The organism is Ruegeria sp. AB9 (genome assembly GCF_056542585.1).
The window spans coordinates 1077162-1102450 of record NZ_JBQGAA010000001.1; the positions used below are offsets into that span (position 1 = coordinate 1077162).

The window sequence follows — 25289 nt, forward strand, 5'->3', positions numbered from 1 at the left end:
GTCTGAGTTCAACTCTTTGACACCTCTCAGGCTGGTTCCATGCGTTTGCTGACATTTCTTGCGTTCCTTCTGTTTCCGATCTCGGCTCAGGCCGCGTGCGAAGGGGTGGACCTGCGACCACAACTGTCGGCCGAGTCCCGGGCCGAGTTGCAGAGCGCTGTGGCGGAAATCCCTTATCCAGAGGGCAATCACTGGATTGCGCGACAGGGCGACACGGTTCTGCATATCGTTGGTACGATGCACTCTTTCGATCCGCGTATGGACGATATTATAGATCGCCTGTGGCCTGAACTGAGCAAGGCGGATGCATTCTATTTCGAAGTTACCCAGGACGATATGAACGCGTTCGAAAAGAACATGGCCAACGACCTGAGTGCGGTAATGATCACCTCGGGGCCTACATTGATCGACTTGATGGCGGAAGAGGACTGGGACGCGCTGTCCGCCGCATTGGCCCAGCGTGGCATCCCCGGCTGGATGGCTGCGAAAATGCGCCCATGGTTCCTGACCATGATGCTGAGCATCCCGCCCTGCATGATGGAAGACCCGAACGCGACCTATGGAATGGACGCCCGCCTGAACGATCTGGCCGTCGAAAAAGGTATCCCGCTGTACTCGCTGGAACGGGTCGAAGACCTGATGGCGATGTTCGACAGCCACCCGCTGGAAGAACAGGTCGAGTCGCTGGTGCGCTTGTCCGGCGCAATGCAAAGCAATGACGACCAGCTGGCCACGATGGCCAATGCCTATCTGGAAGAGAAACACGCCGAGATCATGCAGTTTGCCCGCCTACAGGGACTTGAGCAATCGGGCCTGCTCCCTGAGGTTTTTGATGCAGAATGGCAAGGGTTCGAACAACAGTTGCTGGTGCAACGGAATGCCAACTGGATGGCGCAGATTCTGGGAATCAGGGATCAGACGGCTGTCATTGCGGTCGGCGCAGGACATTTGAGTGATGACCACGGCCTGCTGAACCAGTTGGAGCAAGCCGGATACACGTTGACACGCGCCGCGTTCTGAGCCGCCCCCCCGTTTTCAGACCAAGCGTCGCAGACAGGCTGCTGCGGCGTGACAAGAGCGTTTACCCGCCTTATAAGGCGCGCAAATTTTCAATCCTCAGGACGCTGACATGACCACGCTCGTATTTGGCCACAAATCCCCCGACACCGATTCCACAGGCTCTCCGATCCTGTGGTCCTGGTACCTGAACGAAGTCAAAGGTGAGCAGGCCGAGCCCGTTCTGCTGGGCGAGCCCAACACCGAAGCGGCTTTCATGCTGGAAAACTGGGACCTGCCCAAGCCGCGCATCATTGAAGACCTGGCCGCTGGCACCCCGGTGGTTATCGTTGATTCCAACAACCCAGCCGAACTGCCGGCCAACGTCAACGACGCTGATATCCGCGCCATCATCGACCACCACAAGCTGGTGGGTGGTCTGGAAACCAAAGGCCCTATCGATATCACCGTGCGCCCGCTGGCCTGCACAGCAACCATCATGGTCGACCTGATGGGCGAGGATGCCGCCAAAATGCCCGACGCCATCAAAGGCGCGGCCCTGACCTGCATTCTGTCGGACACGCTGGAGTTCCGCTCGCCCACCACGACGGCACATGACCGTGCGGTGGCGGAAAAGCTGGCCGCTGAGCTGGAGCTGGATATTTCGGAATACGCGGCCGACATGTTCGCGGCGAAATCGGATGTCTCGTCCTTCTCGGACGCTGAGTTGATCCGCATGGACAGCAAGGAATATGAGGTCGACGGCACCAAATTCCGCGTCTCGGTTCTGGAAACCACCGCTCCCGGCGTAGTGTTGGACCGCAAGGCAAGCCTGACGGGTTCGATGGTCGATGTCGCCAAGGAAGACGGCGTCGATCAGGTTCTGCTGTTCGTGGTCGATATTCTGAACGAAGAAGCCACGCTGCTGGTCCCGAACGATCTGGTCAAAGGCGTTGCAGAAAAGAGCTTTGGCGCGTCAGTTAATGGTGACGCCGTCGTGTTGCCTGGTATCATGAGCCGGAAAAAGCAGATCATTCCGAACCTCAAGGTCTGAAGAACGTAAGCGAGGCTCGCCGATGCAAATCGACCGGGCCTCGCCGCACGTTTTTAGTTAGTCGTCGTTCACGGCTGCGCCTGAGGTTGAATTTAACAAGGTTGCCGTCGCATACCAAAATGGACAACGGAGACTAACTCTTGATCCATAGACTAACGCCATTCGGTTTTGTGGCGCTTGAACAGGATCCGGGATTTTCGTGAGACACAGATAAAACCATCCTATGAAAAACAGGTTGGCCGCCTATCGATCAGTGGCCAATCTTTCGCCAATCGGTCATAAGGCTCGTGCAGTTTCAGCTTGAGGCCACCTATGACCCAGATCGTTCCTTCCCTTGCCAGTATCTCTGACCGCTACAAAGCGCTGTTTGTCGATCTGTGGGGTTGTGTTCACAACGGGATCACGGCTTACCCCGAAGCCGTCGCCGCCTTACAGGCCTATCGCGCGAACGGAGGACTGGTCGTGCTGGTCACGAACTCTCCCAAACCTCGCGCAGGCGTGGCAGAGCAATTGGGGCAGTTCAACGTGCCCGCAGACGCCTATGACACCATTGCAACCAGCGGGGATTCCGCGCGGTCGGCGATGTTTCGTGGGGCCGTGGGGCAAAAGGTGTATTTCATGGGCGAATGGCAGCGTGATGCCGGCTTTTTTGAACCGTTGAAGCTACTGCACCATCCGATCCACATTGAGCGCGTTCCGCTGAAAGAGGCCGAAGGTATCGTCTGCTGTGGTCCCTTCGACCCGATGGCAGACCCTGATGTGAACCGGCCCGATTTCCTCTATGCCAAGCAGATGGGTATGAAACTGCTCTGTGCGAACCCCGATATTGTTGTTGATCGCGGGGAGGTGCGCGAATGGTGCGCTGGCGCTTTGGCCAAGCTTTATACCGAAATGGGCGGTGAGAGCCTGTACTTCGGCAAACCACATCCGCCGATCTACGATCTGGCCCGCCGCAGGCTGCAGGAACTGGGTCACGATATCCCCGATGCCGACATTCTGGTGATTGGCGACGGCCCCCATACGGACATTTTGGGAGGCATGGGCGAGGGCATTGATTCTCTGTTTATCTCGGGCGGACTGGCGGCAGCCGAGACAAAAACGTCGCATCATCCGCACGAAGAATCCCTAACCACCTATATTGAAAGGGAAAAGATTAATCCAACATATACTATCGGTCGTTTGAGGTAGTCAGAAAAGACTTGATTTTCTGCAGTTGCGAAGTAATAAAGTTGCCAACCTTGGCCTAATGATGGTTTTTTCTTTCACGGCCGATTTCGAGTGAGGGCAACATGTTGGATAATCTTCCACGCGGAACGATCTGTATCGAAGACATCGAAATGGGCATGTCCCGCCACCTGCGCAAAGTGGTGACGGATGAAGACATCGAAATGTTCGCGCAGGTTTCAACCGACCGGAATCCGGTGCATTTGGATGACGATTATGCCCGCGATACGATCTTCGAGGGCCGCATCGCCCATGGGATGCTGACGGCGGGCCTGATCTCGGCCGTGATTGGCGAGCAACTGCCGGGCCATGGCACGGTTTACATGGGCCAGTCGCTGAAATTCCTGGCCCCGGTGCGCCCCGGAGACATGGTCTATGCCGAGGTCAAAGTCATCGACATCGACTTTGCCAAACGCCGCGTCAAGCTGGACTGTCATTGTTCGGTCGATGGCAAAAAGGTTCTGATCGGCGAAGCCATGGTGCTGGCCCCGTCACGCAAGTTCGACTGATTGGCAAACACATCCACGCAAAAGGCGCCCGACCGGCGCCTTTTTTGTTTAGACTTTGGTATATTCCAATTGCCGTCAGGAAGGTCGGGCGCGTTTGCGACCTTTCAGGGCACCAGATTCAAGAATGATCTCGGACACCACGTGTTCCCGCCGGTAGGCCATCACGTGCACCCCTGAGACACCGGCGATTTCGCGGATCTGCTGGATCAGTTCGATACAGATCTTTTTGCCCTCTTCGGCAGGTTTTTCGGCTTTCTCCATCCGCTCAATCACCTGATCGGGGATGTGAATTCCGGGAACATTGCTGCGCATCCAACGCGCAGCGCGCGCGGATGCGATAGGACCAACGCCGGCAATAAGGAACACTTTCTTATCCAAACCGGCATCCCGCACTCGATTCATGAATTTCTCAAACAGCGGAATGTCGTAGATATAATTGGTCTGAATATACTCCGCCCCGGCCTCAACCTTCTTTGCCAGACGATCCGGGCGCCAGTCGTAAGGAGGGATACAGGGGTTTTCTGCCGCCCCCAAAAACAGCTGAGGCGGGCGCGTGATCTTACGGCCAGAAAGGAACTTCCCCTGATCGCGCATCGTTCGGATTGTACGCAGCAAGGTCAGGGAATCGAAGTCGAACACCGGTTTTGCCCCCGGCTGATCCCCTACACCGACGCCATCGCCAGTCAGGCACAACACATTGCTTACGCCCAGCGCTGCGGCCCCCAGAACATCGCCCTGAATGGCGATCCGGTTCCGATCTCGGCAAGATATCTGATAAACGGGCGAATATCCCGCGCGGGTCAACAGGGCACAAATTCCGATCGAGGACATATGGCAATTCGCACCAGACGCATCGGTTGCGTTGATCGCATCCGCCACTTCACCCAGCGGCTGCGCAGCTTGGAAAACATCCTCGGGGTCGGCGCTGTCTGGCGGATTCAATTCAGCGGTCACCGCAAAACGGCCCGAGCGCAGCACTCTCTCCAAGCGACTGTGCGACACATACCCTTCGGGAACGGGAACATAGCCGATCGGCTCGACCTCGCTGCGATGGGCATCGTTCATTTCTTCAGCTCCCGATTCACCGCGTTGGGTGGTTCAACGGCAAGCGGTGCCGCCGAGGGTTCATTCTCGCGCGCCTCGGGGAAGGCTTCTGCCAATGTTGCGCGTGCAGCGTCGCGGGCCTCGCGTTCCAGTGCGGCAATTTCGCGGCTGACCCGCAACCATGACGAGGATCCTTTCAAGGTGTGTTCCACGGGCGGAAGAACTTCTTTGATCTTGTCCCCTCCGTGCCGCATACGGCTGGCCCCATCCCAAGCCAAAGCCCAGACGCATTTCATATCGGGCTTCACTTCGCAGAACTCGCCGGGGCGCACACCGCCACACGGGCCGTTGCGTAGCTGTTTCGGGCAGTTCATCGGGCAGGACATGCCGGTCGATGACAACACGCACTGCCCACACATCTTGCAGTCGAACAACAGGGTTTTGACGCCTTTTTCGACCAGCGCAATGGGGCGTTCGACACGGTTGTAGCCGATCTTTGCAAAGACAGGGTCCATCGCGACCATACCGCGTTCGACACATTTGTAGATCCACTCGAACGTGCGGGCATGGCGAATCGCAAACAATCGCAATCGATACATGGTCTGCCTCCTGTGCTGGGTTCGTTTGAACCTGGCCGGGCCAATATCCGGCTCGCAGATTGTTCTGAGAGCCGGATGTCCAGTCTACACTCAGGATTTTTTTTGAATCAAGCAGTTGGGTGAACGTTCCGCGACCCGCTGAGGCGGGTCTTGAGGGTTTCCGGGGTTTAATTGTTGTTACTAAGCTGTTTCGCGGCAACGCGTTCCTTCATTGCAAACTGCGGCTTGAACAAATGGGCACGCGACGCTACGCAATCGCTTATGCACATCATCCGGGATTTCCAGTTTGTCGAGCCAGAAGATCGCGGCGCCAGCGTGGCGATCGGGAATTTTGATGGCGTTCATGTGGGGCATCAGTCGGTGATTGAACTGGCCCGTAACGCGGCCCCGGACGCGCCACTGGGTGTAATGACTTTTGAACCGCATCCGCGTGAGTATTTTGCACCGGACTCGCCCCCGTTTCGCCTGATGCGGGGCAATGCACGGGCACACCGGCTGGAAAAGCTGGGCGTAAAGAAACTGTATGAGCTGCCGTTCAACGCGGCGCTGGCGGGGCTTTCCCCGGAAGAGTTCGCACGCAATGTGATCTGTGGCGGGCTGGGTCTGTCGCATGTCGTCGTGGGGGCCGATTTCTGCTTTGGCAAAGGCCGCAGTGGCACCGCCGACGATCTGCTGGGATTTGGGAAAGAGATGGGATTTGGCGTGACGATAGCTCCTTTGATGGAACGGTCCGAGAATGTGGTCTCTTCCACCGCCATCAGAACCGCGTTGAGCGAAGGCCGCCCGCGGGACGCTGCCGCGATGCTGGGCCATTGGCACCGGATCGAAGGTGAAGTGGTCGGCGGTGAGCAGCGCGGGCGGGAACTGGGTTTTCCAACCGCGAACATGTCCATCGAGGGGCTACACCCACCCAAATTCGGGGTCTACGCCGTTCTGGTCGACGTGCTGGATGGCCCGCATCGGGGCAGCTATCACGGTGCGGCGTCGGTCGGGGTGCGCCCGATGTTTCAGGGCGAGGTACCAAATATCGAAACCTTCCTGTTTGACTTTTCCGGCGATCTTTACGGTGCAACCCTTTCGGTGGGCCTGATCGACTTCCTGCGCCCGGAACTGACATTTGACGGGCTGGATAGCCTGATCGCGCAAATGGATGCCGATTGCGAAAAGGCCCGGAACATTCTGGCCGCCCTATGAGCGCTGATCCGATTGAACGCACAGGCCTGCACGCCCGGTTCTGGGAACGCAAACCGCTGCGCAAGATGAACCAGCGCGAGTGGGAAGCGCTGTGCGACGGCTGCGGCAAGTGCTGCCTGAACAAGCTGGAAGACGAAGACTCGGGCGAGGTTGCCCTGACCTGCGTCGCCTGCCGTCTGCTGGATGATGAAAGCTGCCGTTGCACTCAATACGACATCCGGCACCAGTTCGTACCAGAATGTATTGTCATGACGCCCGAAAATATCGACGAGCACGCCTATTGGCTGCCGCAAACCTGCGCGTATCGTCTGTTGTGGGAAGGCAAACCTCTTTACGACTGGCACCCGTTGATATCTGGTACGCCGGACAGCGTACATGCGGCAGGTGTGTCGGTTCAGGGGCGCACGGTGTCAGAGTTCGATACCCCCCTGGAAGAATGGGAAGATCACATTATCGAGGAGCCAACCTGATGTATTTCGCGTCTGACAATTCGGGTCCTGTTCACCCTCAGGTCATGGCCAAACTGGCCGAGGCCAATCAGGGCTATCAGATGGCTTATGGCGCGGACACGATGATGAACGAAGTGCGTGATCGCATTCGCAGCATCTTCGAGGCACCGGGTGCTGCTGTCTATCTCGTGGCAACGGGAACGGCGGCAAATTCACTGGCTCTGGCAACGTTGTCCAACCCTTGGGAAACTATCTTCTGCTCTCCGGTCGCTCATATCCATGAAGACGAGTGCAACGCGCCCGAGTTTTACACTGGCGCCAAGCTGACTCTGGTTCCCGGCGGAGACAAGATGACGCCGGATGCGCTGCGCGGGACTATTTTGGGCGAAGAAACCCGCGGAGTTCACGGGCCACAGCGCGGGCCAGTATCGATCACTCAAGTCACCGAGCGCGGATCGGTTTATTCTCTGGAGGAATTGCAGGCGCTGTGTGGCGTCGCAAAGGAATACGCCTTGCCCGTCCATCTGGATGGTGCGCGATTCACCAACGCCCTCGTCGCCCTGGATTGTTCCCCGGCTGACATGACGTGGAAAGCGGGCGTAGACGCGGTCAGCTTTGGCGGCACCAAGAACGGGCTGATGGGCGTCGAAGCGGTGGTGTTCTTTGACGAAAGCAAGGCCTGGGAGTTCGAACTGCGGCGCAAACGCGGGGCGCATCTGTTTTCCAAGCATCGATACCTGTCCGCTCAGATGGCAGCCTATCTTGAGGATGATCTGTGGCTGACGATGGCCCGACAAGCCAACGACAACTGCGCCCGGCTGGCTGCCGGGCTGCGCACCAAGGGGGCTACGTTCCTGCATGAACCGCAGGCCAATATGATCTTCGCCTCATTCCCGCGCGCCACGCATAAGCAATTGCACGAGATCGGTGCGGTGTACCACCTCTGGGGCGCCGAGCTTGAGGGGGAGGATGACGACGAAAGCCTCGCCTGCAGGCTGGTCTGCGACTGGTCCATCGGCGCGGCTGAGATCGATCAGTTTCTCAATCTGCTGTGACAGATGCCGAGGCGTTGTTGCGCCAGAATTCCTGAAGCAATGCGCTTGTCTCCTGCGGGTGCGAAATGGGCAGCATATGCCCCGCACCATTCACAACCTCATGGCGCGCGTTTGGGAGGCGTCGCGACAGGCTTTTACAGATCGCGGGCATTACCGGGTGTGTTTCCGACCCGCTCAACAACAGAATCGGCATTGATGCACGCTTGAGCTTGGCAGGGGCAAGCAGTCCTTTCTGATCGTCGTAAATCGCCGGGTGCAAAGCAGGAACAACATGTATCCCGCGCACCATGTTGGTCCGCGTACGTTCGGGCAATTCCGACCAGCGGGGGCTGATCTGCGTGCTCCACATCCGGTTGAACAGTCGCGCAGCCAAGGTTTTGTCGCCAGCCGCAAACGCATCATTGACCGGCTGTGAATCGCGTTCGTGCTGCTCGAACTGATCGGGTGCCTCCTGACACGCGACAGCAAAGAACACAGGTTCGACCAGCACCACACTGCGTACATGGCCCGGATACTCGGCTGCCAGCCTGAGCGCGATCATCGCCCCAAAGGAATGGCCGATCACATCCATGGGCACAGTCAATTCTGCCAAGGCCGCTTGGGTCACTGCGTCGAAGAAATCGCTCTGCTCGTCCCAGAGCGGGCTGCGCCCGTGAGACAGCATATCCGGCGCGATGAATGACGCATGACCATCCAAGACCTTGGCCAGACCCGACCAAGCACCGGAATGCGTAATGGTGCAATGGAGGGCAAGCAGCTCGCGTTCACCCTCTCCCAGCCGCCTGACGAAGACGGATTGCTCCATGGCAGCCACAGAAGTCACCCTTTCGTTTCCGACAGATGTCGGTCCAGATCATCCAGCCTGTCCTGTCCCCAGAACCGCTGGCCGTCCAACGTGATGTAGAACGGCGCGCCGAACACGCCGCGATCGACGGCCTCTTCCAGATTGGCGGCATAGGTTTCAGCCCCGACCAGCAAGCCACTATTGGCCAGATCCGGGTCAAATCCCGCCTTTGCCAGACAGTCGCGGATCACATCATCCTGCGCGACGTCTTTCTCTTCGGCCCAGCAGGCGCGCAGGATCGATTGGCACAGTTTGCCCACGTCACCCGAACCATCCTTGATCGCGGCGATGACCGCATAAGAAGAAGGCGCCATGTTGGTTGGCCAATGGGCTGGCTGGAGGTTGAACTCCATTCCCAAATTCTTGGATTGGCGCAGCAATTCCTGAGCGCGATATTCAATGCGAGAGATATGCCGGTCTTTTGGCGGCGTACCTCCGGTGCGCCCGAACAGGGCCATGATATCCAGCGGTTTGTAGTTGATGGTCGCGCCATGTTTCGCCGCGATCTCTTCCAACCGGTTTCCGGCCAGATAGGTATAGGGCGAAATTGTCGCAAAATAGTAGTCAATCTGGGTCATGTTCACTTTCTCCGCTGCGTTACCTTTGCGGGACGGTAAGGCCATGCTAAGCGGTGTCAACATCACGAATCTGTCACATTGCCATTGCTGCCCGGGGACCTCAGCCGATGCCGACACTTCACGAACCCAAGCTTATCGCTGGGAACGCCAACCTTCCTCTTGCCAAAACAATCGCACGCCGCATGAGCCTGTATCGCGGCGTTGACCAGGGATTGGTCGATGCGCGCGTCGAACGCTTCAATGACGGTGAGATCTTCGTCGAAGTTTTCGAGAATGTACGCGGCGAAGATATGTTCATTATCCAGCCGACCTCGAACCCGGCCAATGACAACTTGATGGAGCTGTTGATCATCGCCGACGCGCTGCGCCGCTCGTCAGCGCAGCGGATCACCGCCGTGATCCCCTATTTCGGTTACGCCCGTCAGGACCGCCGCACCAAGGCACGCACACCGATCAGCGCCAAGCTGGTGGCCAACATGCTGACTGGTGCCGGGATCGAACGCGTCCTGACCATGGACCTGCACGCCGCTCAGATTCAGGGGTTCTTTGATATTCCGGTGGACAACCTCTATGCGTCACCGATCTTTGCGCTGGATGTGAAGCATCAATTCAAAGACAATCTGGACGAGCTCATGGTGGTTTCGCCCGACGTCGGCGGCGTGGCCCGCGCCCGTGAACTGGCCAAGCGCATCAATGCCCCCTTGTCGATCGTGGACAAGCGCCGTGAAAAAGCGGGCGAAGTGGCCGAGATGACCGTAATTGGCAACGTCAAAGACAAGATCTGCCTGATCGTGGACGACATGTGCGACACGGCAGGAACGCTGTGCAAGGCGGCGCAGGTGCTGCTGGATAACGGAGCGAAAGAGGTCCATTCCTACATTACCCACGGGGTGATGAGCGGCCCCGCAGTTGAGCGGGTGACCAATTCGGTCATGAAGTCTCTGGTATTGACGGATACGATCCAGCCGACCAAAGAGATTCTGAATGCCCAGAACATCCGCACTGTGCCAACCGCGCCGATCTTCACCCAGGCAATCCTGAACATCTGGAACGGCACCAGCGTGTCTTCGTTGTTCGAAGACAAGACACTGACGCCGATCTACGAATCCATGTATCAAATGGATTAAGCTTGGAAGGGCGGCCCGAAGCGCCGCCCTTTTGCTTTTTCAATTTATGGTCGGTGCATATTCTACAAGCGTAGAGCAAAGGTTGCGAGCCGATCAGCGAAACAGTTGGAATGATCTCCATGACCGCAAACAAACGCATTGTCCTTTCCAGCGACCACGCAGCGATCGAGCTGCGTCAGGCCGTGGCCAACCACATCGCCCAGCAAGGCTGGGAGGTGGTCGATATTGGCCCGACAACGCCTGAAAGCACGCATTACCCCAAGCATGGCAAAGCCGCGGCGCAGGCGGTAGCTTCGGGCGAGTGTCAGTTGGGCATCATCCTGTGCGGTACCGGTCAGGGCATCATGATGGCGGCGAACAAAGTGCCGGGTATTCGCTGCGGCGTTTGTTCGGACGCGTTTTCGGCACGCATGATCCGCCAGCACAACGACGCCAACATGCTGTCAATCGGCGCGCGTGTTGTCGGTGAAGGTCAGGCGCTGGACATTGTGGACGCGTTTCTGGGCGCCGAATTCGAAGGCGGCCGCCACGCCACGCGGGTGGACATGATCGAGGAATAAACTGTAGCGCAAAACCTTCGAGGCGTCCTATGTGCGGGCGACTATAAACACGCCGAGCGATAGTACGCTTCAATCTGCTGCACGACATTATTTCGCGCTTTCCAATGGATGTGCCAGTTTAACTGACAAGGAAACTGGCTGCGCGTGAAACTTGCAGATCGATTGGCTCTTTTTGTGTTGAAGCCTTGCTCGGTCAGGCGGCTAACCAATTCGTCTTCCGATATTGGCGGCGCAAATGCGTCAGTAATACGAGCGCGAAATTCTTTCTGCGCTTTCTCAAAATTAGGTGACAGACCCTGCGCCAGTTCCGGAAGCATCGGTTGAGGCCAAAAGAACATAACAGCAAGCCCCGTCAACACCACAGCAATCACACTCAAAACCAATTTTGACAATGTTCTTGTAAAGAACCGCATTGTGAGCCTTCGTACTTCAGTCGCAATAAACTCAGAAAATACTCCAATCATCCGGATGCGCGACCTCTCCTATCGCGGTCCAGCTTGCGCGGATGCGGGCGATCCTTGTGTCGGACCATGTGCGAAACACGGCATCAAACCCAGTAGTGGTGATGTTTTCAGCCTGCACTTCGGCCCGCAGCGCCGAGGACGTGTCGACATCCCAAAGCGATATTCCGATCTGAACGGCAGGCGGGGTACGAAATGGTTCTTTGAATTGAATGGATGTGCGACGTTCACGGGGCCCTTGCCCAGTCCACATTTCCCCGCCTTCGGCAAATTCCGAAAACAGCACATCTTCGCCCTGATCAATTCCAATGGGATGGGTTAGGAACTTTTTCATTATGTCATCATTATTCTTGAATTCCCGCAACTTATCCCGGCTTTTCGATAAAAGCACGACAAAAAAAACGGCCCCGCAAGTGCGAGGCCGCTCAAATCTTTCACCGATAAGCCGTTTACAGGCTCATATGCGTTCCAAGCGCTTCCATGTCGGCCAGAAGCTTGGCGGCATCATCGACGACAGTCTGATCATCGCCACCCTTGGCCGCCTCGTGCGAGGCGCGGGCGTCTTCGATCAGCTCGTCCAGATGCGCGCGGGTCACTTCGGCCACCGGGATGGCCTTTTCGGCCAGAACCGACAGACTGTCGCCGTTGATCTGGGCAAACCCGCCGGTGACCAGGTATTCGCTGGACCCTTCGGGTGCCTCAACCTTCAGCAGACCGGGGCGCAGCGTGGTGATGGTAGGGGCATGATCGGGCATAGCCGTCATGTCCCCGTCCGCGCCCGGAATCTGGACCGCGGTGGCCGCGAGCGAAGCTAGGCTCCGCTCGGGGCTGACGAGGTCGAATTGCATCGTGTTTGCCATCAGGTGTGCTCCTTAGGCGGCTTCTGCGGCCATCTTCTCGGCTTTGGCGATCACTTCGTCGATGCCGCCGACCATCAGGAAGGCTGCCTCGGGCAGGTGATCGTATTCGCCAGCCACAACGGCCTTGAACGACGAGATGGTGACATCCAGAGGAACCTGAACGCCCGGCGAACCGGTGAAGACCTGAGCCACGTCGAACGGCTGCGACATGAAGCGTTCGATCTTACGGGCACGGGCCACGGTCAGTTTGTCCTCTTCCGACAGTTCGTCCATGCCGAGGATGGCGATGATGTCCTGCAGCGACTTGTAGCGCTGGAGGATCTGCTGAACGTCGGTCGCAACCTTGTAGTGCTCTTCACCAACGATGGCCGGGTCGAGCAGGCGCGAGGTCGAGTCGAGCGGGTCAACCGCAGGGTAGATACCCTTTTCCGAGATCGCACGGTTAAGAACGGTGGTCGCGTCAAGGTGCGCAAACGAGGTTGCCGGCGCAGGGTCGGTAAGGTCGTCCGCAGGAACATAGATGGCCTGCACCGAGGTGATCGAGCCCGACTTGGTCGAGGTGATGCGTTCCTGCAGGGCGCCCATGTCGGTGGCCAGCGTCGGCTGGTAGCCCACAGCGGAAGGAATACGACCCAGCAGAGCCGAAACCTCGGAACCCGCTTGCGTGAAGCGGAAGATGTTGTCGACGAAGAACAGAACGTCGGTACCAGACTGGTCGCGGAACTGCTCGGCCAGGGTCAGACCGGTCAGAGCAACACGTGCACGCGCCCCGGGAGGCTCGTTCATCTGACCGTAAACCAGGGCCACTTGGCTTTCCGACAGGTTGTCCGGCTTAATAACGTTCGATTCGATCATCTCGTGGTACAGGTCGTTCCCTTCACGGGTCCGTTCACCAACACCCGCGAACACCGAGAAGCCCGAGTGCACTTTTGCGATGTTGTTGATCAGTTCCATGATCAGAACGGTTTTACCAACGCCGGCGCCGCCGAACAGACCGATCTTACCGCCTTTGGCGTAGGGGGCCAGCAGGTCAACAACCTTGATGCCTGTAACCAGAACTTCCGACTCGGTCGACTGTTCTGCGAAGGTCGGTGCAGGCTGGTGGATGGCACGGGATTCGGTTGCCTCAACCGGGCCCTTTTCGTCGATGGGATCGCCAACAACGTTCAGGATGCGGCCCAGGGTGGCGTTACCAACGGGAACCGAGATCGGTGCGCCCATGTCGGTGACTTCCGCACCGCGGACCAGACCTTCGGTCGCGTCCATCGCGATGGTGCGGACGGTGTTTTCACCCAAGTGCTGGGCAACTTCCAGTACCAGGCGCTTGCCGTTGTTTTCGGTTTCCAGCGCGTTCAGAATTTCAGGCAGCTGATCGTCGAAGTGCACGTCGACGACGGCCCCGATGATCTGTGTGACTTTGCCTTTTGCATTCGCCATGTTTCGTCTCCGGTTATCTTACAGCGCTTCGGCGCCGGAAATAATTTCAATCAGCTCGTTGGTGATCACGGCCTGACGCGAGCGGTTGAACTGGATCGTCAGTTTGTCGATCATTTCACCCGCGTTGCGTGTCGCGTTGTCCATCGCGGACATCCGTGCACCTTGTTCAGACGCTCCGTTTTCGAGCAGAGCCGAGAAGATCGCGGTGGCAACCCCCTTGGGCAGCAGGTCGGCCAGAATGGCCTCTTCGCTGGGCTCGTAATCGAAGACCGCACCGCTGTCGTCACCCTCGGTTTCCTCGAACGAGGCGGGGATGATCTGCTGTGCCGTCGGGATCTGAGTCACAACGTTGACGAACTTCGAATAGAAGATCGTGGCAACGTCGAATTCACCCCCGTCGAAGCGGGACAGGATGTCCTTCGCGATGTCCTGCGCATTGGAGTAGCCCAGACGCTTGACCTCGCTCAGGTCCACATGCCCAACGAACAGATCGCCAAAATCACGCTTGAGCGCGTCGCGGCCTTTTTTGCCGACGGTCAGAACCTTGACCGTCTTGCCTTTGCCACGCAGCTCGTCCGCTTTGACACGGGCCAGCTTGGCGATGTTCGAGTTGAAGCCGCCGCACAGGCCGCGTTCAGCTGTCATGACAACCAGCAGATGGACATCATCACTGCCCGTACCACGGAGCAGCTTGGGGGCGCTGTCGCTGCCCCCGACCGATGCCGCCAGCCCCGCCATCACGGCATTGAACCGCTCGGCATAGGGACGCGAGGCTTCGGCAGATTCCTGGGCGCGGCGCAGTTTTGCAGCCGCGACCATCTGCATGGCCTTGGTGATCTTGCGGGTCGATTTGACCGACTCGATCCTGTTTTTAAGGTCCTTAAGATTTGGCATATGCCCGCCTCTCCCTTAAGCGAAGGTTGCGGCGTATTCGTCCAGCGCAGCCTTGATCTTGTCGGAAGCGTCACCCTTGATCTTGGGATCTTCGTCCGTGATCCACTGAAGCAGATCCGCGTGCTTGCCACGCAGGTGCGCCAGCAGGCCAGCTTCGTAACGGCCAACGTCCGCAACGTCGATCTTGTCGAGGTAACCGTTGGTGCCCGCGAAGATGACGCAAACAATCTCAGCGTTGGTCAGCGGCGAGTACTGGGGCTGTTTCATCAACTCGGTCAGACGCGCACCACGATTCAGCAGCTGCTGGGTTGCGGCGTCAAGGTCGGAACCGAACTGCGCAAACGCAGCCATTTCGCGGTACTGAGCCAGTTCCAGCTTAACCGGACCCGCAACCGACTTCATCGAGTTGGTCTGAGCCGAAGAGCCCACACGCGAAACCGACAGACCGGTGTTCACAGCAGGACGGATACCTTGGTAGAAGAGTTCGGTTTCAAGGAAGATCTGACCGTCGGTGATCGAGATCACGTTGGTCGGAATAAACGCAGAAACGTCACCACCCTGAGTTTCGATAACCGGCAGAGCGGTCAGCGAGCCTGCACCGAAGTCCTCGTTCAGCTTCGCCGAACGTTCAAGCAGGCGGGAGTGGAGGTAGAAAACGTCACCAGGATAGGCTTCACGTCCGGGCGGACGGCGCAGCAGCAGCGACATCTGACGATAGGACACAGCCTGTTTCGACAGGTCATCATAGATGATCAGCGCGTGACGGCCATTGTCGCGGAAGAACTCGGCCATCGCGGTTGCGGCGTAAGGTGCCAGGAACTGCATCGGCGCCGGGTCGGACGCGGTTGCGGCTACAACGATCGAATAGTCAATCGCACCGGATTCTTCCAGCTTCTTCACCAGCTGCGCAACGGTCGAACGCTTTTGACCGATGGCAACGTAAACGCAGTACAGTTTCTTCGACTCGTCGTCGCCTGCTGCGTCGTTGTAGGTTTTCTGGTTCAGGATCGCGTCCAGAGCAACGGCGGTTTTGCCGGTCTGACGGTCACCAATGATCAGTTCCCGCTGGCCACGGCCAATCGGGATCATCGCGTCAACCGATTTCAGACCGGTCGCCATCGGCTCGTGCACCGATTTACGCGGGATGATGCCAGGGGCTTTAACGTCTGCAACGCCACGCTTGGACGCGTTGATCGGGCCTTTGCCGTCAAGCGGGTTGCCCAGACCGTCAACAACACGGCCCAGCAGCTCGTCACCGATCGGAACGTCCACGATCGAGTTGGTGCGCTTGACGGTGTCACCTTCTTTGATGTCACGGTCGGAACCGAAGATAACGACACCGACGTTGTCGCTTTCCAGGTTCAGCGCCATCCCCATGATGCCGCCGGGAAATTCGACCATCTCACCGGCTTGCACGTTGTCCAGGCCGTATACACGGGCAATCCCGTCACCGACGCTCAGCACGCGACCGATTTCGGCCACTTCGGCTTCCTGACCAAAATTCTTGATCTGGTCCTTCAGGATTGCAGAAATCTCTGCAGCTTGGATTCCCATTTATCCGACCTCTTTCATTGCATTCTGTAGGGAGTTGAGCTTCGAGCGGATCGAGCTATCGATCATCTTCGAGCCCACTTTAACGACAAGACCGCCGATGAGGCTTTCATCAACGGTCGCATTGATTGTCACGGTCTTGCCCACACGCTCGGACAGCGTCTTGGACAGTTTTTCCAATTGTGTCTTGGTCAGCGCCTTGGCCGAGGCGACATCGGCGGTCACTTCGCCCCGCTCGTCTGCTAGCATGTCGCGCAGAACCTGCACCAGTTGCGGCACGACGAACAGGCGGCGCTTCTGCGCCATCAGACCCAGCGTGTTGCGCAGGATGGCGTTCAGGGCCATCTTGTCAGCGATTGCGGTGATCGCGCCTTCCTGTTCGGCGCGGGAAACCAGCGGCGAGGCGATCAGGTCGCGCAGTTCGGCACTGTCGCCCAGTGCTGCTGCCAGATCATTGATGCCGGATTCCAGACCTGTGAGGTCATTATTCTCTTTGGCGATCTCAAAGATCGCGGTGGCATAGCGCTCGGCAATGCCAGTGGAAATCGAAGCTGGTTCGGACACGTCCACCCTTCCGATATTTGAGGCCCCGAAAGTGTGTAGCGGCCGCTACCCGGGGGCGTGAGGAAACCCCGGCCAGACGGTCGGGGATCAAAATCACCGGGGATGTAGCAGAGCCGAACCAACCAAGCAATACGCTATAGCGGTAACAGAATTATCCACAAATTGTTAATTTTCATGCACTTACGCCAAGTGCGACGGTTTGAACACATTGGTCCAGTTGAAAAATGTTACGAATATGCAGGTTTTTGCGATTCCTGTGACTTTTTTCCCGCAAATTTATCGCATTGAAATGCCCGTGATTGTCACGCAGGCTTCAACAAACCATCCAGCGCCTTGATCGGTTTTTTGACCCTGTCCTTGGTTACGCTGCCGCTGGGCGGGCGGATATGTTTACTGACCTCGACCATCAACACGCCACCTGCCATCACGGTTGGAATCCGCTGACCGGTTTTTTCGATCAGGCTGCCGGATTTCAACCAAAACCGCCGGAAGGACGGCGGCATGTACAAAGCCGAGCAATGTGCCTCGGGCAGGAAGTGATGCGCCTTAAGCTGGTTTTCCAACTGAGTGGCGGAGTACGGTCGCCCAAACCCAAACGGGGTTTTGTCCGACCGCGACCAAAGACCCGCGCGGTGGGGAACAATAAAGACGGCCCTGCCACCGGGACCCAGCACGCGCCAGCATTCGTCAAGCAATTGGTTCGGTCGTTCAGACGTTTCCAGCCCATGCATCACCACAAGCTTGTCCACGTGCCCGGTCTCAATTGGCCAGAGGGTTTCTTCGGTCAGGACCGAGACATTTGGCATTCCGGCAGGCCAGGGCATCACGCCCTGAGGGCCCGGCATCAACCCGATGACCCGACGCGCATCTGACAGGTAAGGACGCAGCAGAGGTACGGCAAAACCGAACCCCGCAACAGTCTGACCCTTTGCTTCGGGCCACAGCTCGGTTAGACGCCCGCGAATAGCCGCCTGCGCCGCACGCCCCAGGGTGCTGCGATAGTAGAAATTCCTCAGATCCTGCACATCAAGATGCATTGCGGACATCCGGTCAATCGGCTTAGCTGGGCGCAGTCTAGCAATGAAAGGGCAAAAGGCCATGCCTCTTGAAATCATTACAATCCCGTGCCTCAGCGACAATTACGCCTTTCTGGCTCATGACGGCGTCAATGGCCAGACCGCACTGATCGACGCGCCCGAGGCCGCACCGATTCTCAAGGCGCTGGATGATCGGGGGTGGACGCTTTCGCATGTTTTGTTGACCCACCACCACTGGGATCACGTGGACGGGCTGGCGGAAATACTGATTAAACACCCGGCAAAGGTTATCGGAGCCGCAGCTGATGCAAGTCGCCTGCCACCGCTGGACCAGCAGGTTTCCGAGGGCGACAGTTTTAACATCGGCGGCGAACCGGTTCAGGTGCTCGATGTCTCGGGGCATACGGACGGCCATATCGCCTTCTATATGCCGCAGAGCGCCGCCGTCTTCACGGCAGACAGCCTGATGGCGCTTGGCTGTGGGCGTCTGTTTGAGGGCACACCGGCGCAAATGTGGGCGTCATTGAACAAACTGGCCGCTCTGCCCGATGACACTCTGGTCTGTTCAGGGCACGAGTATACACAATCCAATGCCAAATTCGCTATTACCGTCGATCCTGACAACCTGGCCTTGAAAGATCGTGTGGCTGATATCGACCGCGCACGCGCCGCAGGTGAGGCGACTGTTCCCTCCACTCTGGCCCTGGAAAAGGCCACAAACCCGTTTCTGAGGGCTGCTGATCCGGCGGTTCAGGCGCAGCTGGATATGGTTGGAGACGATCCTGAAGCCGTTTTTGCAGAAATACGGGGTAGAAAAGACCGGTTTTGATGCCTATTTGCCCCTCTTCACGGCCACGGTCACAACAAATGTGACTGTCAAGAGCAAGAAAACCCTTGAAGCCGGGGCACGATCAACCAAACTCTAATAGTATGAGGACATGGTTGGGATGGGGTTCCGGCCGCAAGCCCGCCCCCTTCTGACCCAAGACAGAGGAGCACCCGCGTGCCTTCATTCTCGAGCACATTGGAACAAGCCATCCACGCGGCCTTGGCGGCTGCGAATGAACGGCGCCACGAATTCGCAACGCTGGAGCATCTGCTGCTGGCGCTTTTGGAAGAACCCGATGCGGTGCGCGTCATGAAAGCGTGTAGCGTCGATCTGGATGAATTGCGCAGTACTCTGGTGGAATTCATCGACGAGGATCTTTCGAACCTGGTCACGGATATCGACGGGTCCGAAGCCGTACCAACAGCAGCATTCCAGCGCGTCATTCAGCGCGCCGCGATCCACGTACAAAGCTCGGGCCGGACCGAAGTGACCGGCGCGAACGTATTGGTCGCCATTTTCGCCGAACGCGAAAGCAATGCTGCCTATTTCCTGCAGGAACAGGACATGACCCGGTACGACGCGGTCAATTTCATCGCCCATGGCGTGGCCAAAGACCCTGCCTATGGCGAAAGCCGCTCGGTATCCGGCGCGGATCAGGTGGAAGAAGACGCCCCGACGACATCTGGCGAAACCGAGCAGAAAGAAAGCGCGCTAGGGAAATACTGCATCGATTTGAATGCAAAATCGCGCGCAGGCGATGTTGATCCGTTGATCGGACGCTCGGATGAGGTGGAACGCTGCATCCAGGTGCTGTGTCGCCGCCGCAAGAACAACCCGCTGCTGGTGGGCGATCCGGGCGTGGGCAAAACCGCCATCGCAGAAGGTCTGGCGCATAAGATCGTCGGCGGCGAAGCCCCCGACGTGCTGGCCAACACCACGATCTATTCGCTGGACATGGGCGCACTTCTGGCCGGAACCCGTTATCGCGGTGATTTCGAAGAGCGCCTGAAAGCGGTTGTGACCGAGCTGGAAGATCACCCCGACGCGGTGCTGTTCATCGATGAGATCCACACCGTGATCGGTGCCGGTGCGACCTCGGGCGGGGCGATGGATGCCTCGAATCTGCTGAAGCCGGCTCTGCAGGGCGGCAAGCTGCGCACAATGGGCTCGACCACATACAAGGAATTCCGCCAGCACTTCGAGAAGGACCGCGCGCTGAGCCGCCGGTTCCAGAAGATTGACGTGAATGAGCCGTCGGTCGAGGACAGCGTTAAGATATTGCGTGGTCTGAAGCCGTACTTCGAAGAGCATCACGACATCAAATACACCGCCGATGCGATCAAGACCGCCGTTGAACTTTCAGCGCGCTATATCAACGACCGCAAACTGCCCGACAAGGCCATCGACGTGATAGATGAGGCCGGCGCGGCGCAGCATCTGGTTGCGGAAAGCAAGCGGCGTAAGACCATCGGGGTCAAAGAGATTGAGGCCGTTGTCGCAAAAATCGCGCGCATCCCGCCCAAGAACGTCACCAAGGACGATGCCGAGGTGCTGAAAGACCTCGAAGCTTCGCTGAAACGGGTGGTGTTTGGCCAGGATCTGGCCATCGAAGCACTGTCTAGCGCGATCAAACTGGCGCGCGCCGGTCTGCGTGAGCCTGAAAAGCCCATCGGGAATTACCTGTTCGCCGGTCCGACCGGTGTAGGTAAGACCGAGGTCGCGAAACAACTGGCGGATACACTAGGTGTGGAACTGCTGCGCTTTGACATGTCGGAATACATGGAGAAACACGCAGTTTCCCGTCTCATCGGCGCACCTCCGGGCTATGTCGGATTTGATCAGGGTGGTTTGCTGACCGACGGTGTCGACCAGCATCCGCACTGCGTGTTGCTGCTGGACGAGATCGAAAAGGCACACCCGGATGTGTTCAACATCCTGCTGCAGGTGATGGACCATGGGGAGTTGACCGATCACAATGGTCGTACGGTGAACTTCCGCAACGTGGTTCTGATCATGACCTCCAACGCTGGTGCACAGGAACAGGCCAAGGCGGCCATTGGCTTCGGCCGCGACCGCCGCGAAGGTGAAGACACCGCCGCGATCGAGCGCATGTTTACGCCGGAATTCCGCAACCGCCTGGATGCCGTGATCTCATTCGCACCGCTGCCGAAAGAGGTTATCCTGCAAGTGGTCGAAAAGTTCGTTCTGCAGCTTGAGGCCCAGCTGCTGGATCGCGGCGTGACCATCGATCTGACACCCAAAGCCGCTGAGTGGCTGGCCGATAAAGGTTACGACGACAAAATGGGGGCCCGTCCGCTGGGTCGAGTCATTCAGGAACACATCAAGAAACCACTGGCCGAGGAACTTCTGTTCGGCAAACTGGCCAAGGGCGGTGTGGTTCGTGTCTCGATCAAGAAGGGCGATCTGGATCTAGAAATCCTTGGTCCTGATCAGCGGCGCATACCGGGCGACAAGCCCCCGCTGTTGACTGCGGACTGACCTGAAGAAGATCTTTTTTTCAAGCCCGGCGATCCTGATCGTCGGGCTTTTTCGTTGTCAGATCGTAAACCTGCGACGGAAATTGGCTGCTGCTGCGTGTCATCTTTGATCGGCAGCACAGAACAGGATTTAGCACGTGGCAAAAATCTCAATCATTTGGGGTGCCGCATTTGCCCTTTCCGCCGTGGCTGCGGTCACCACCGCACAGCACAGGTTCCGCTATCACGACGAAACGACCGCAGAGCCTCTCAGGTTACCCCGTCGTTCCATGCTGTTTCGTCGGCACACCGGATCAGGGTTTTCGTTTTAGCCGGCGGTAATCGCATCTTTCCTCAAAACGCAGCCGACAGCGTAACGATAGCTGTCTTATCTTTCAGTAAGTTTCAGCTCGATCCGACGGTTTTGTGCCCGGGCCTCAGGGGTATCTGCCGGATTGACGGGCTGGAACTCACCAAACCCGTTCGCCGCCAGGCGATTGGGTGGAATGCCCAGCGCATCGACCATGTAACGCACAACAGACAACGCGCGGCCCTGACTGAGCTCCCAGTTGTCACGATACCGGCCTGATCCGGCCAATGGGACATTATCGGTGTGGCCATCAACCCGGATCACCCAGTTCAGACCGGTCGGAATCTCAGCCGCGACACTGCGCAGGATGTCAGCGACCTTGGCAACCTCCTGTCGTCCTTCGACGGACAGCACGGCTGATCCTGTCGGGAAAAGAACTTCGGAGGAGAACACAAAGCGATCACCTTCGATCCGCACGCCTTCCTGATCACCCAGAACATCCCGCAGGCGTCCAAAGAACTCTGAACGATAGCGTTGCAGGTCTTCCGCCTGCGCCGCCAGTTCCTCATTCTGACCGGCCAGCTCTTCGGCCTCGGCCTCAAGCCGCAGGCGTTCGGCCTCTTCCAGCAGACGACGCCTACGTTCTTCGGATGCTGCACGGGCCAGCGCGGCGTTCAGGTCCTGTCCTAACGTTTGTATCTGCACCTCGGCAGTGGCGTTGCGTTCTTCGAAATCGTCAAGCAGTGCCTGTAACGATCCCAACTGTCCCCGCAGGGCGGCAATCTGTTGGTTCAATAAGGCCGCTTCTCGTTGAGCCTCAACCGAGATTTCTTTCTCATCCGACAGCGTCGATTCAGCGAGGGTCAGCAAGGCTTGCCTTTGTTCGGCCAGAGTACGTTGCTCATCAGCGTCTGCCTGCGCTTGTGTTTGTGCCTGCAAGGCGGCTTCAAGCTGAGCCCGCAACTCGTCGGGGTTCACATCGCCAAACTGTTGCTCAAGCTCGGCCCGCGCGGCTTGTGCGGCGGCCAAAAGGGTCAATGTGTCCTCGGCCTCTTTGCGTTGTGCCTCTAGCGCCAGTGTCATGGCCGTCAACTCGGCATCGGCATCTTGCAGACGGTTGCGCAACGCCTCGGCAGCAGCAGCTTCGGCCAGACGAGCGGCCTCTTCGTCACCAAGTTGTTGTTCAAGGGCCGTGATTTCCGCTGCCCGATCCTCACCGCTTTGTTCCAGATCGGCAACGAGCGCTTCCAATGCTTCGCGGCGGGCGGCCGCCAATCTGGCAGCTTCAGTCTGCGCGTCGATTTCGTCACGACTTTGCGCAAGGGCGAGGTTCAGCGCTTCTTGCTCTGTCAGCAGCTGCTCACGTTGCGCCTCCAGCGCTGTAATATCGCCCAAAGCCTGTTCCTGTTCGGCCAGCAGAGCCGCGACCTGCGCTTCGAAATTGGTAATGCGGGTCTGTGCCTGATCAAGAGCGGCAGCTTGACGGTCGCGTTCGCTGCTCAGCGAGGCGATCAGCGATTGTGCTTGCGCCAGATCATCTTCGGCCTGCGACAGGGTCGTGTTCAACGCCCCAAGACGCGCCTGCAACCGGCTGTTTTCACGCTCTTCCAAACCCAGCGCGCCCGCAAGTGCTGCGACTTCGTCCGCAAGTGTCGTCAGTTCGTCTTCCTGCCCCGAGATGGTTTCGCGCAGCACGAACTGGATCACCATGAAGATGGTCAGAACGAAGGTCAGCACCATTAACAGCCCCGTCATCGCATCCACGAATCCGGGCCAGACCGAGCCCTGAAATCGTTGACCGGTGCGGCGGGACAGCGCCATGGGTTACTCTCCTTCCGGCGTGGTGCGCACCGCGCCGCGCGGCAGGGTCAGAGCCTTGACCAGCAGTTCGATATCCTTACGAAATTCGTTCATACTTTCCTGGCGACCCGCCGAAATCTCTTCGAGAATGCGGAGCAGTTGCACATCCATCGAGCGCAGGCGCATCCGGCTTTCGGCGTCGATGCCATCGCCTGCGCCATGTTCGCGCATGTGATCCAGTAGCGCGTCCTGCCCAAGCGCAACACGCTCTAAAGCCGATGTGACATTTTCGGTGTTGGCCTGACGATTGTTCATCTCACCAATCACATCGACCAGTTGTCCAAGTTTGGTCGAAACCTCTGCCCGCTCACTTTCCTGAGCTGAAAACAGATCCTGCAACGCATCCATCTGTTCGGACATGGCGTCCAGCACAGGGGTCAGTACGGCGATTTCGGCGCCACCTTCTTCGCCACCCGCAAAGCCCACGCGGGTGATCGAGGACAGCCATTCCTCAAGCTCGCGATAGAAGCGGTTCTGCCCGTGCCCTGCAAAAACTTCCAGCAGGCCGACGATCAGCGATCCTGCCAGACCAAGCAGAGACGATCCGAACGCAACGCCCATCCCCTGCAACTGCGCCTCGAGCCCGGTCATCAGGCGGTTGAAGACGGCGAGCCCTTCTTCGCCTTCCTGCGGGTTCAGGCTACGGATGGTATCAACAATGGCAGGCACGGTTGTTGCCAGGCCGAAGAACGTGCCCAGAAGACCCAGATAGATCAGCACGTTTGTGATATAGCGGGTTATCTCCCTCTCTTCCTCGACCCGCTCGGCCACGGAATCAAGAATGGAACGAGTTGACGTGGAGCTGATCTGCGACCGTGCCCCTCGTTCACGCAGCAATGAAGCCAAAGGCGCAAGCAATTGCGGGGTTCGGGCATCTTCACGGACGACGCCACCAACGAACGCTTCGATCCAGCGCACAGACCCGATCAGCTGCGTCACCTGATAGAAACAGGCCAATACGCCAATCACAAACACCAGTAAGATGAACCCATTCAGATACGGGTTGGCGAAGAAAACTGGCATTACATATGGCAGCGCCAGAAACACCCCCAGCCCGGACAGGCCGATCGCCATCAACATCAACAAGATCTGTCGAGTTGGATGCGAGAATTGGGGTCTCGCGCCCTGATGTGCCTGCGCCATGCGCGTGGTTCCCGGTATTTGCCTGCTCTGCGTCGAAACTAGCGAAATTACGCTCGTGACGCCAAGAGTTTATGCGGTGATACTGCGGACCCGTTGCGCCAACCACTCAAGATCGTGATCACGAAGCCCGATCTCGGCCAGGTGTTCGGCAGTGTTATAGAGGTATTCGTCATTCGGACCGCGCCCGCCAACCGCATGGGCGATGATCTGGGCCTGATCCTCCAACGGCATCCCGCCGCAATACTGGACATGATCAGCATCGATCACATAGGTCACAGCGTTGATAATGTCGCCGTTTTCCAGATGTACATCCAGCATACGTTCCACATAGGCCGAAGAAATCAGCTCGCGCTCGCGCAACTCGTGTAAGGTGCGGTCCTCGTGCCCCGCCTCGACTGCCAGTGCCAGCCCTGTGCAGTTGGCTTCGGATTGTTCATCAAGCGCCAGGACCAGACCGGGCTTTTCCTCGGTGCCGCGGTGATGAATCGAGCTCATGCAGAAGGACCGGGCAAACCCGTGCAACGTTGCGCGTTCGCTGCGCGCCACCGGAAAGCCCGGATTCCACAGCAGCGATCCATATCCGAAAACCCACATCGTCATTGCACTGGTCCTTGCCTGTTTGGGCCTATAAAC

26 protein-coding genes are annotated in these 25289 nt (G+C 58.0%); 11 read left to right on the plus strand and 15 right to left on the minus strand.

Translation table 11 applies throughout. The features are described 5' to 3' along the window. The first annotated feature begins 39 nt into the window (after nucleotides 1–39). The 4 genes from ACR0K5_RS05460 (at nucleotide 40) to ACR0K5_RS05475 (ending at nucleotide 3783) form a co-directional block, all read left to right on the plus strand. On the plus strand, nucleotides 40–1020 hold the full coding sequence (locus ACR0K5_RS05460) for a TraB/GumN family protein (protein ID WP_480628687.1): 981 nt from the start codon (nucleotides 40–42) through the stop codon (nucleotides 1018–1020). A 109-nt stretch (nucleotides 1021–1129) separates the two neighbouring features. Beyond that, complete coding sequence (locus ACR0K5_RS05465; RefSeq protein ID WP_480628688.1) at nucleotides 1130–2050, plus strand: manganese-dependent inorganic pyrophosphatase; 921 nt, start codon at nucleotides 1130–1132, stop codon at nucleotides 2048–2050. 312 nt (nucleotides 2051–2362) lie between these two features. Beyond that, nucleotides 2363–3238 carry a TIGR01459 family HAD-type hydrolase gene (locus ACR0K5_RS05470; RefSeq protein WP_480628689.1) on the plus strand — a complete coding sequence of 292 codons (876 nt, stop codon included), beginning with the start codon at nucleotides 2363–2365 and terminating at the stop codon, nucleotides 3236–3238. A 101-nt stretch (nucleotides 3239–3339) separates the two neighbouring features. Then, on the plus strand, nucleotides 3340–3783 hold the full coding sequence (locus tag ACR0K5_RS05475) for a MaoC family dehydratase (protein ID WP_170452686.1): 444 nt from the start codon (nucleotides 3340–3342) through the stop codon (nucleotides 3781–3783). Nucleotides 3784–3858: 75 nt separating this feature from the next. On the opposite strand, the gene ACR0K5_RS05480 is transcribed toward ACR0K5_RS05475, so the two are convergent. After that, complete coding sequence (locus ACR0K5_RS05480) at nucleotides 3859–4848, minus strand: methylenetetrahydrofolate reductase (protein WP_480628690.1); 990 nt, start codon at nucleotides 4846–4848, stop codon at nucleotides 3859–3861. Then, entirely contained in the window at nucleotides 4845–5426 is a 582-nt protein-coding gene (locus ACR0K5_RS05485; RefSeq protein ID WP_480628691.1) for a methylenetetrahydrofolate reductase C-terminal domain-containing protein, read from the minus strand. Before ACR0K5_RS05485 ends, ACR0K5_RS05480 begins: the two co-directional genes overlap by 4 nt. Nucleotides 5427–5687: 261 nt before the next feature. Here ACR0K5_RS05485 and ACR0K5_RS05490 point away from each other — a divergent pair, with 261 nt between their 5' ends. Genes ACR0K5_RS05490 through ACR0K5_RS05500 form a run of 3 tightly spaced genes read left to right on the plus strand, consistent with a single transcriptional unit; the run spans nucleotide 5688 to nucleotide 8124 of the window. Beyond that, on the plus strand, nucleotides 5688–6620 hold the full coding sequence (locus tag ACR0K5_RS05490; RefSeq protein WP_480628762.1) for a bifunctional riboflavin kinase/FAD synthetase: 933 nt from the start codon (nucleotides 5688–5690) through the stop codon (nucleotides 6618–6620). Further along, the gene (locus ACR0K5_RS05495; protein WP_480628692.1) at nucleotides 6617–7090 is read left to right on the plus strand and encodes a YcgN family cysteine cluster protein; all 474 of its coding nucleotides are present in this window, start codon (nucleotides 6617–6619) and stop codon (nucleotides 7088–7090) included. The genes ACR0K5_RS05490 and ACR0K5_RS05495 overlap by 4 nt, the downstream gene beginning before the upstream one ends. After that, on the plus strand, nucleotides 7090–8124 hold the full coding sequence (locus tag ACR0K5_RS05500) for a threonine aldolase family protein (protein WP_480628693.1): 1035 nt from the start codon (nucleotides 7090–7092) through the stop codon (nucleotides 8122–8124). Before ACR0K5_RS05495 ends, ACR0K5_RS05500 begins: the two co-directional genes overlap by 1 nt. On the opposite strand, the gene ACR0K5_RS05505 is transcribed toward ACR0K5_RS05500, so the two are convergent. Further along, entirely contained in the window at nucleotides 8111–8929 is an 819-nt protein-coding gene (locus ACR0K5_RS05505) for an alpha/beta fold hydrolase (protein ID WP_480628694.1), read from the minus strand. The two genes, ACR0K5_RS05500 and ACR0K5_RS05505, sit on opposite strands and share 14 nt — an antisense overlap. Before the next feature lie 14 nt (nucleotides 8930–8943). Further along, a complete protein-coding gene (locus ACR0K5_RS05510) occupies nucleotides 8944–9546 on the minus strand; it encodes a DsbA family protein (RefSeq protein WP_480628695.1) in 603 nt (200 codons plus the stop codon). Between the two features lie 107 nt (nucleotides 9547–9653). On the opposite strand from ACR0K5_RS05510, the gene ACR0K5_RS05515 reads away from it, so the two are divergent. Together ACR0K5_RS05515 and rpiB are read left to right on the plus strand one after the other, a co-directional pair. Then, nucleotides 9654–10673 carry a ribose-phosphate pyrophosphokinase gene (locus ACR0K5_RS05515; protein WP_480628696.1) on the plus strand — a complete coding sequence of 340 codons (1020 nt, stop codon included), beginning with the start codon at nucleotides 9654–9656 and terminating at the stop codon, nucleotides 10671–10673. Between the two features lie 119 nt (nucleotides 10674–10792). Then, nucleotides 10793–11233 (plus strand): ribose 5-phosphate isomerase B, encoded by a 441-nt coding sequence (gene rpiB / locus ACR0K5_RS05520; protein ID WP_480628697.1) that lies wholly within the window; start codon nucleotides 10793–10795, stop codon nucleotides 11231–11233. A gap of 41 nt (nucleotides 11234–11274) precedes the next feature. Here rpiB and ACR0K5_RS05525 read toward each other — a convergent pair whose 3' ends face one another. The 8 genes from ACR0K5_RS05525 to ACR0K5_RS05560 all read right to left on the minus strand — a co-directional run bounded on the left by ACR0K5_RS05525 (nucleotide 11275) and on the right by ACR0K5_RS05560 (nucleotide 18037). Then, a complete protein-coding gene (locus ACR0K5_RS05525; RefSeq protein ID WP_480628698.1) occupies nucleotides 11275–11697 on the minus strand; it encodes a hypothetical protein in 423 nt (140 codons plus the stop codon). Then, a complete protein-coding gene (locus tag ACR0K5_RS05530) occupies nucleotides 11678–12028 on the minus strand; it encodes an H-type lectin domain-containing protein (protein ID WP_480628699.1) in 351 nt (116 codons plus the stop codon). The genes ACR0K5_RS05525 and ACR0K5_RS05530 overlap by 20 nt, the downstream gene beginning before the upstream one ends. Nucleotides 12029–12143: 115 nt before the next feature. Beyond that, a complete protein-coding gene (locus ACR0K5_RS05535) occupies nucleotides 12144–12554 on the minus strand; it encodes a F0F1 ATP synthase subunit epsilon (protein WP_480628700.1) in 411 nt (136 codons plus the stop codon). A gap of 12 nt (nucleotides 12555–12566) precedes the next feature. Further along, nucleotides 12567–13991: a F0F1 ATP synthase subunit beta gene (gene atpD / locus ACR0K5_RS05540; RefSeq protein WP_480628701.1), complete on the minus strand. Its 1425-nt coding sequence runs from the start codon at nucleotides 13989–13991 to the stop codon at nucleotides 12567–12569. Between the two features lie 18 nt (nucleotides 13992–14009). Next, nucleotides 14010–14885: a F0F1 ATP synthase subunit gamma gene (locus ACR0K5_RS05545; RefSeq protein ID WP_480628702.1), complete on the minus strand. Its 876-nt coding sequence runs from the start codon at nucleotides 14883–14885 to the stop codon at nucleotides 14010–14012. Between the two features lie 15 nt (nucleotides 14886–14900). Next, nucleotides 14901–16439: a F0F1 ATP synthase subunit alpha gene (atpA, locus tag ACR0K5_RS05550; RefSeq protein WP_480628703.1), complete on the minus strand. Its 1539-nt coding sequence runs from the start codon at nucleotides 16437–16439 to the stop codon at nucleotides 14901–14903. Continuing rightward, nucleotides 16440–17000, minus strand: coding sequence for a F0F1 ATP synthase subunit delta (locus tag ACR0K5_RS05555; protein WP_480628704.1), 561 nt, complete (start codon nucleotides 16998–17000; stop codon nucleotides 16440–16442). It abuts the gene before it with no gap. A 302-nt stretch (nucleotides 17001–17302) separates the two neighbouring features. Beyond that, a complete protein-coding gene (locus tag ACR0K5_RS05560; protein WP_480628763.1) occupies nucleotides 17303–18037 on the minus strand; it encodes a class I SAM-dependent methyltransferase in 735 nt (244 codons plus the stop codon). Nucleotides 18038–18098: 61 nt separating this feature from the next. Between ACR0K5_RS05560 and gloB the strand changes: the two genes are divergently transcribed. Further along, nucleotides 18099–18866, plus strand: a complete 768-nt coding sequence (gene gloB / locus ACR0K5_RS05565) for a hydroxyacylglutathione hydrolase (protein WP_480628705.1) — start codon at nucleotides 18099–18101, stop codon at nucleotides 18864–18866. 174 nt (nucleotides 18867–19040) lie between these two features. Continuing rightward, complete coding sequence (clpA, locus tag ACR0K5_RS05570) at nucleotides 19041–21365, plus strand: ATP-dependent Clp protease ATP-binding subunit ClpA (RefSeq protein ID WP_480628706.1); 2325 nt, start codon at nucleotides 19041–19043, stop codon at nucleotides 21363–21365. Between the two features lie 366 nt (nucleotides 21366–21731). On the opposite strand, the gene ACR0K5_RS05575 is transcribed toward clpA, so the two are convergent. The 3 genes from ACR0K5_RS05575 to ACR0K5_RS05585 form a co-directional block, all read right to left on the minus strand. Then, nucleotides 21732–23474 (minus strand): peptidoglycan -binding protein, encoded by a 1743-nt coding sequence (locus ACR0K5_RS05575; RefSeq protein ID WP_480628707.1) that lies wholly within the window; start codon nucleotides 23472–23474, stop codon nucleotides 21732–21734. 3 nt (nucleotides 23475–23477) lie between these two features. Continuing rightward, nucleotides 23478–24656 carry a biopolymer transporter ExbB gene (locus ACR0K5_RS05580; protein ID WP_480628708.1) on the minus strand — a complete coding sequence of 393 codons (1179 nt, stop codon included), beginning with the start codon at nucleotides 24654–24656 and terminating at the stop codon, nucleotides 23478–23480. 69 nt (nucleotides 24657–24725) lie between these two features. Continuing rightward, nucleotides 24726–25256 (minus strand): gamma-glutamylcyclotransferase, encoded by a 531-nt coding sequence (locus ACR0K5_RS05585; RefSeq protein WP_480628709.1) that lies wholly within the window; start codon nucleotides 25254–25256, stop codon nucleotides 24726–24728. Nucleotides 25257–25289 lie beyond the last annotated feature (33 nt).

Coding starts and splice junctions, on each gene's coding strand:
- ACR0K5_RS05490 (WP_480628762.1), top strand. CDS start 5,688: ATGCACATCATCCGGGATTTCCAGTTTGTCGAGCCAGAAGATCGCGGC.
- ACR0K5_RS05510 (WP_480628695.1), bottom strand. CDS start 9,546: ATGACCCAGATTGACTACTATTTTGCGACAATTTCGCCCTATACCTAT.
- ACR0K5_RS05545 (WP_480628702.1), bottom strand. CDS start 14,885: ATGCCAAATCTTAAGGACCTTAAAAACAGGATCGAGTCGGTCAAATCG.
- ACR0K5_RS05530 (WP_480628699.1), bottom strand. CDS start 12,028: ATGAAAAAGTTCCTAACCCATCCCATTGGAATTGATCAGGGCGAAGAT.
- ACR0K5_RS05465 (WP_480628688.1), top strand. CDS start 1,130: ATGACCACGCTCGTATTTGGCCACAAATCCCCCGACACCGATTCCACA.
- atpD (WP_480628701.1), bottom strand. CDS start 13,991: ATGGCGAATGCAAAAGGCAAAGTCACACAGATCATCGGGGCCGTCGTC.
- ACR0K5_RS05580 (WP_480628708.1), bottom strand. CDS start 24,656: ATGGCGCAGGCACATCAGGGCGCGAGACCCCAATTCTCGCATCCAACT.
- ACR0K5_RS05475 (WP_170452686.1), top strand. CDS start 3,340: ATGTTGGATAATCTTCCACGCGGAACGATCTGTATCGAAGACATCGAA.
- ACR0K5_RS05470 (WP_480628689.1), top strand. CDS start 2,363: ATGACCCAGATCGTTCCTTCCCTTGCCAGTATCTCTGACCGCTACAAA.
- gloB (WP_480628705.1), top strand. CDS start 18,099: ATGCCTCTTGAAATCATTACAATCCCGTGCCTCAGCGACAATTACGCC.
- ACR0K5_RS05460 (WP_480628687.1), top strand. CDS start 40: ATGCGTTTGCTGACATTTCTTGCGTTCCTTCTGTTTCCGATCTCGGCT.
- atpA (WP_480628703.1), bottom strand. CDS start 16,439: ATGGGAATCCAAGCTGCAGAGATTTCTGCAATCCTGAAGGACCAGATC.
- ACR0K5_RS05505 (WP_480628694.1), bottom strand. CDS start 8,929: ATGGAGCAATCCGTCTTCGTCAGGCGGCTGGGAGAGGGTGAACGCGAG.
- ACR0K5_RS05535 (WP_480628700.1), bottom strand. CDS start 12,554: ATGGCAAACACGATGCAATTCGACCTCGTCAGCCCCGAGCGGAGCCTA.
- ACR0K5_RS05585 (WP_480628709.1), bottom strand. CDS start 25,256: ATGACGATGTGGGTTTTCGGATATGGATCGCTGCTGTGGAATCCGGGC.
- rpiB (WP_480628697.1), top strand. CDS start 10,793: ATGACCGCAAACAAACGCATTGTCCTTTCCAGCGACCACGCAGCGATC.
- ACR0K5_RS05560 (WP_480628763.1), bottom strand. CDS start 18,037: ATGCATCTTGATGTGCAGGATCTGAGGAATTTCTACTATCGCAGCACC.
- ACR0K5_RS05575 (WP_480628707.1), bottom strand. CDS start 23,474: ATGGCGCTGTCCCGCCGCACCGGTCAACGATTTCAGGGCTCGGTCTGG.
- ACR0K5_RS05500 (WP_480628693.1), top strand. CDS start 7,090: ATGTATTTCGCGTCTGACAATTCGGGTCCTGTTCACCCTCAGGTCATG.
- ACR0K5_RS05480 (WP_480628690.1), bottom strand. CDS start 4,848: ATGAACGATGCCCATCGCAGCGAGGTCGAGCCGATCGGCTATGTTCCC.
- ACR0K5_RS05495 (WP_480628692.1), top strand. CDS start 6,617: ATGAGCGCTGATCCGATTGAACGCACAGGCCTGCACGCCCGGTTCTGG.
- ACR0K5_RS05525 (WP_480628698.1), bottom strand. CDS start 11,697: ATGATTGGAGTATTTTCTGAGTTTATTGCGACTGAAGTACGAAGGCTC.
- ACR0K5_RS05485 (WP_480628691.1), bottom strand. CDS start 5,426: ATGTATCGATTGCGATTGTTTGCGATTCGCCATGCCCGCACGTTCGAG.
- ACR0K5_RS05515 (WP_480628696.1), top strand. CDS start 9,654: ATGCCGACACTTCACGAACCCAAGCTTATCGCTGGGAACGCCAACCTT.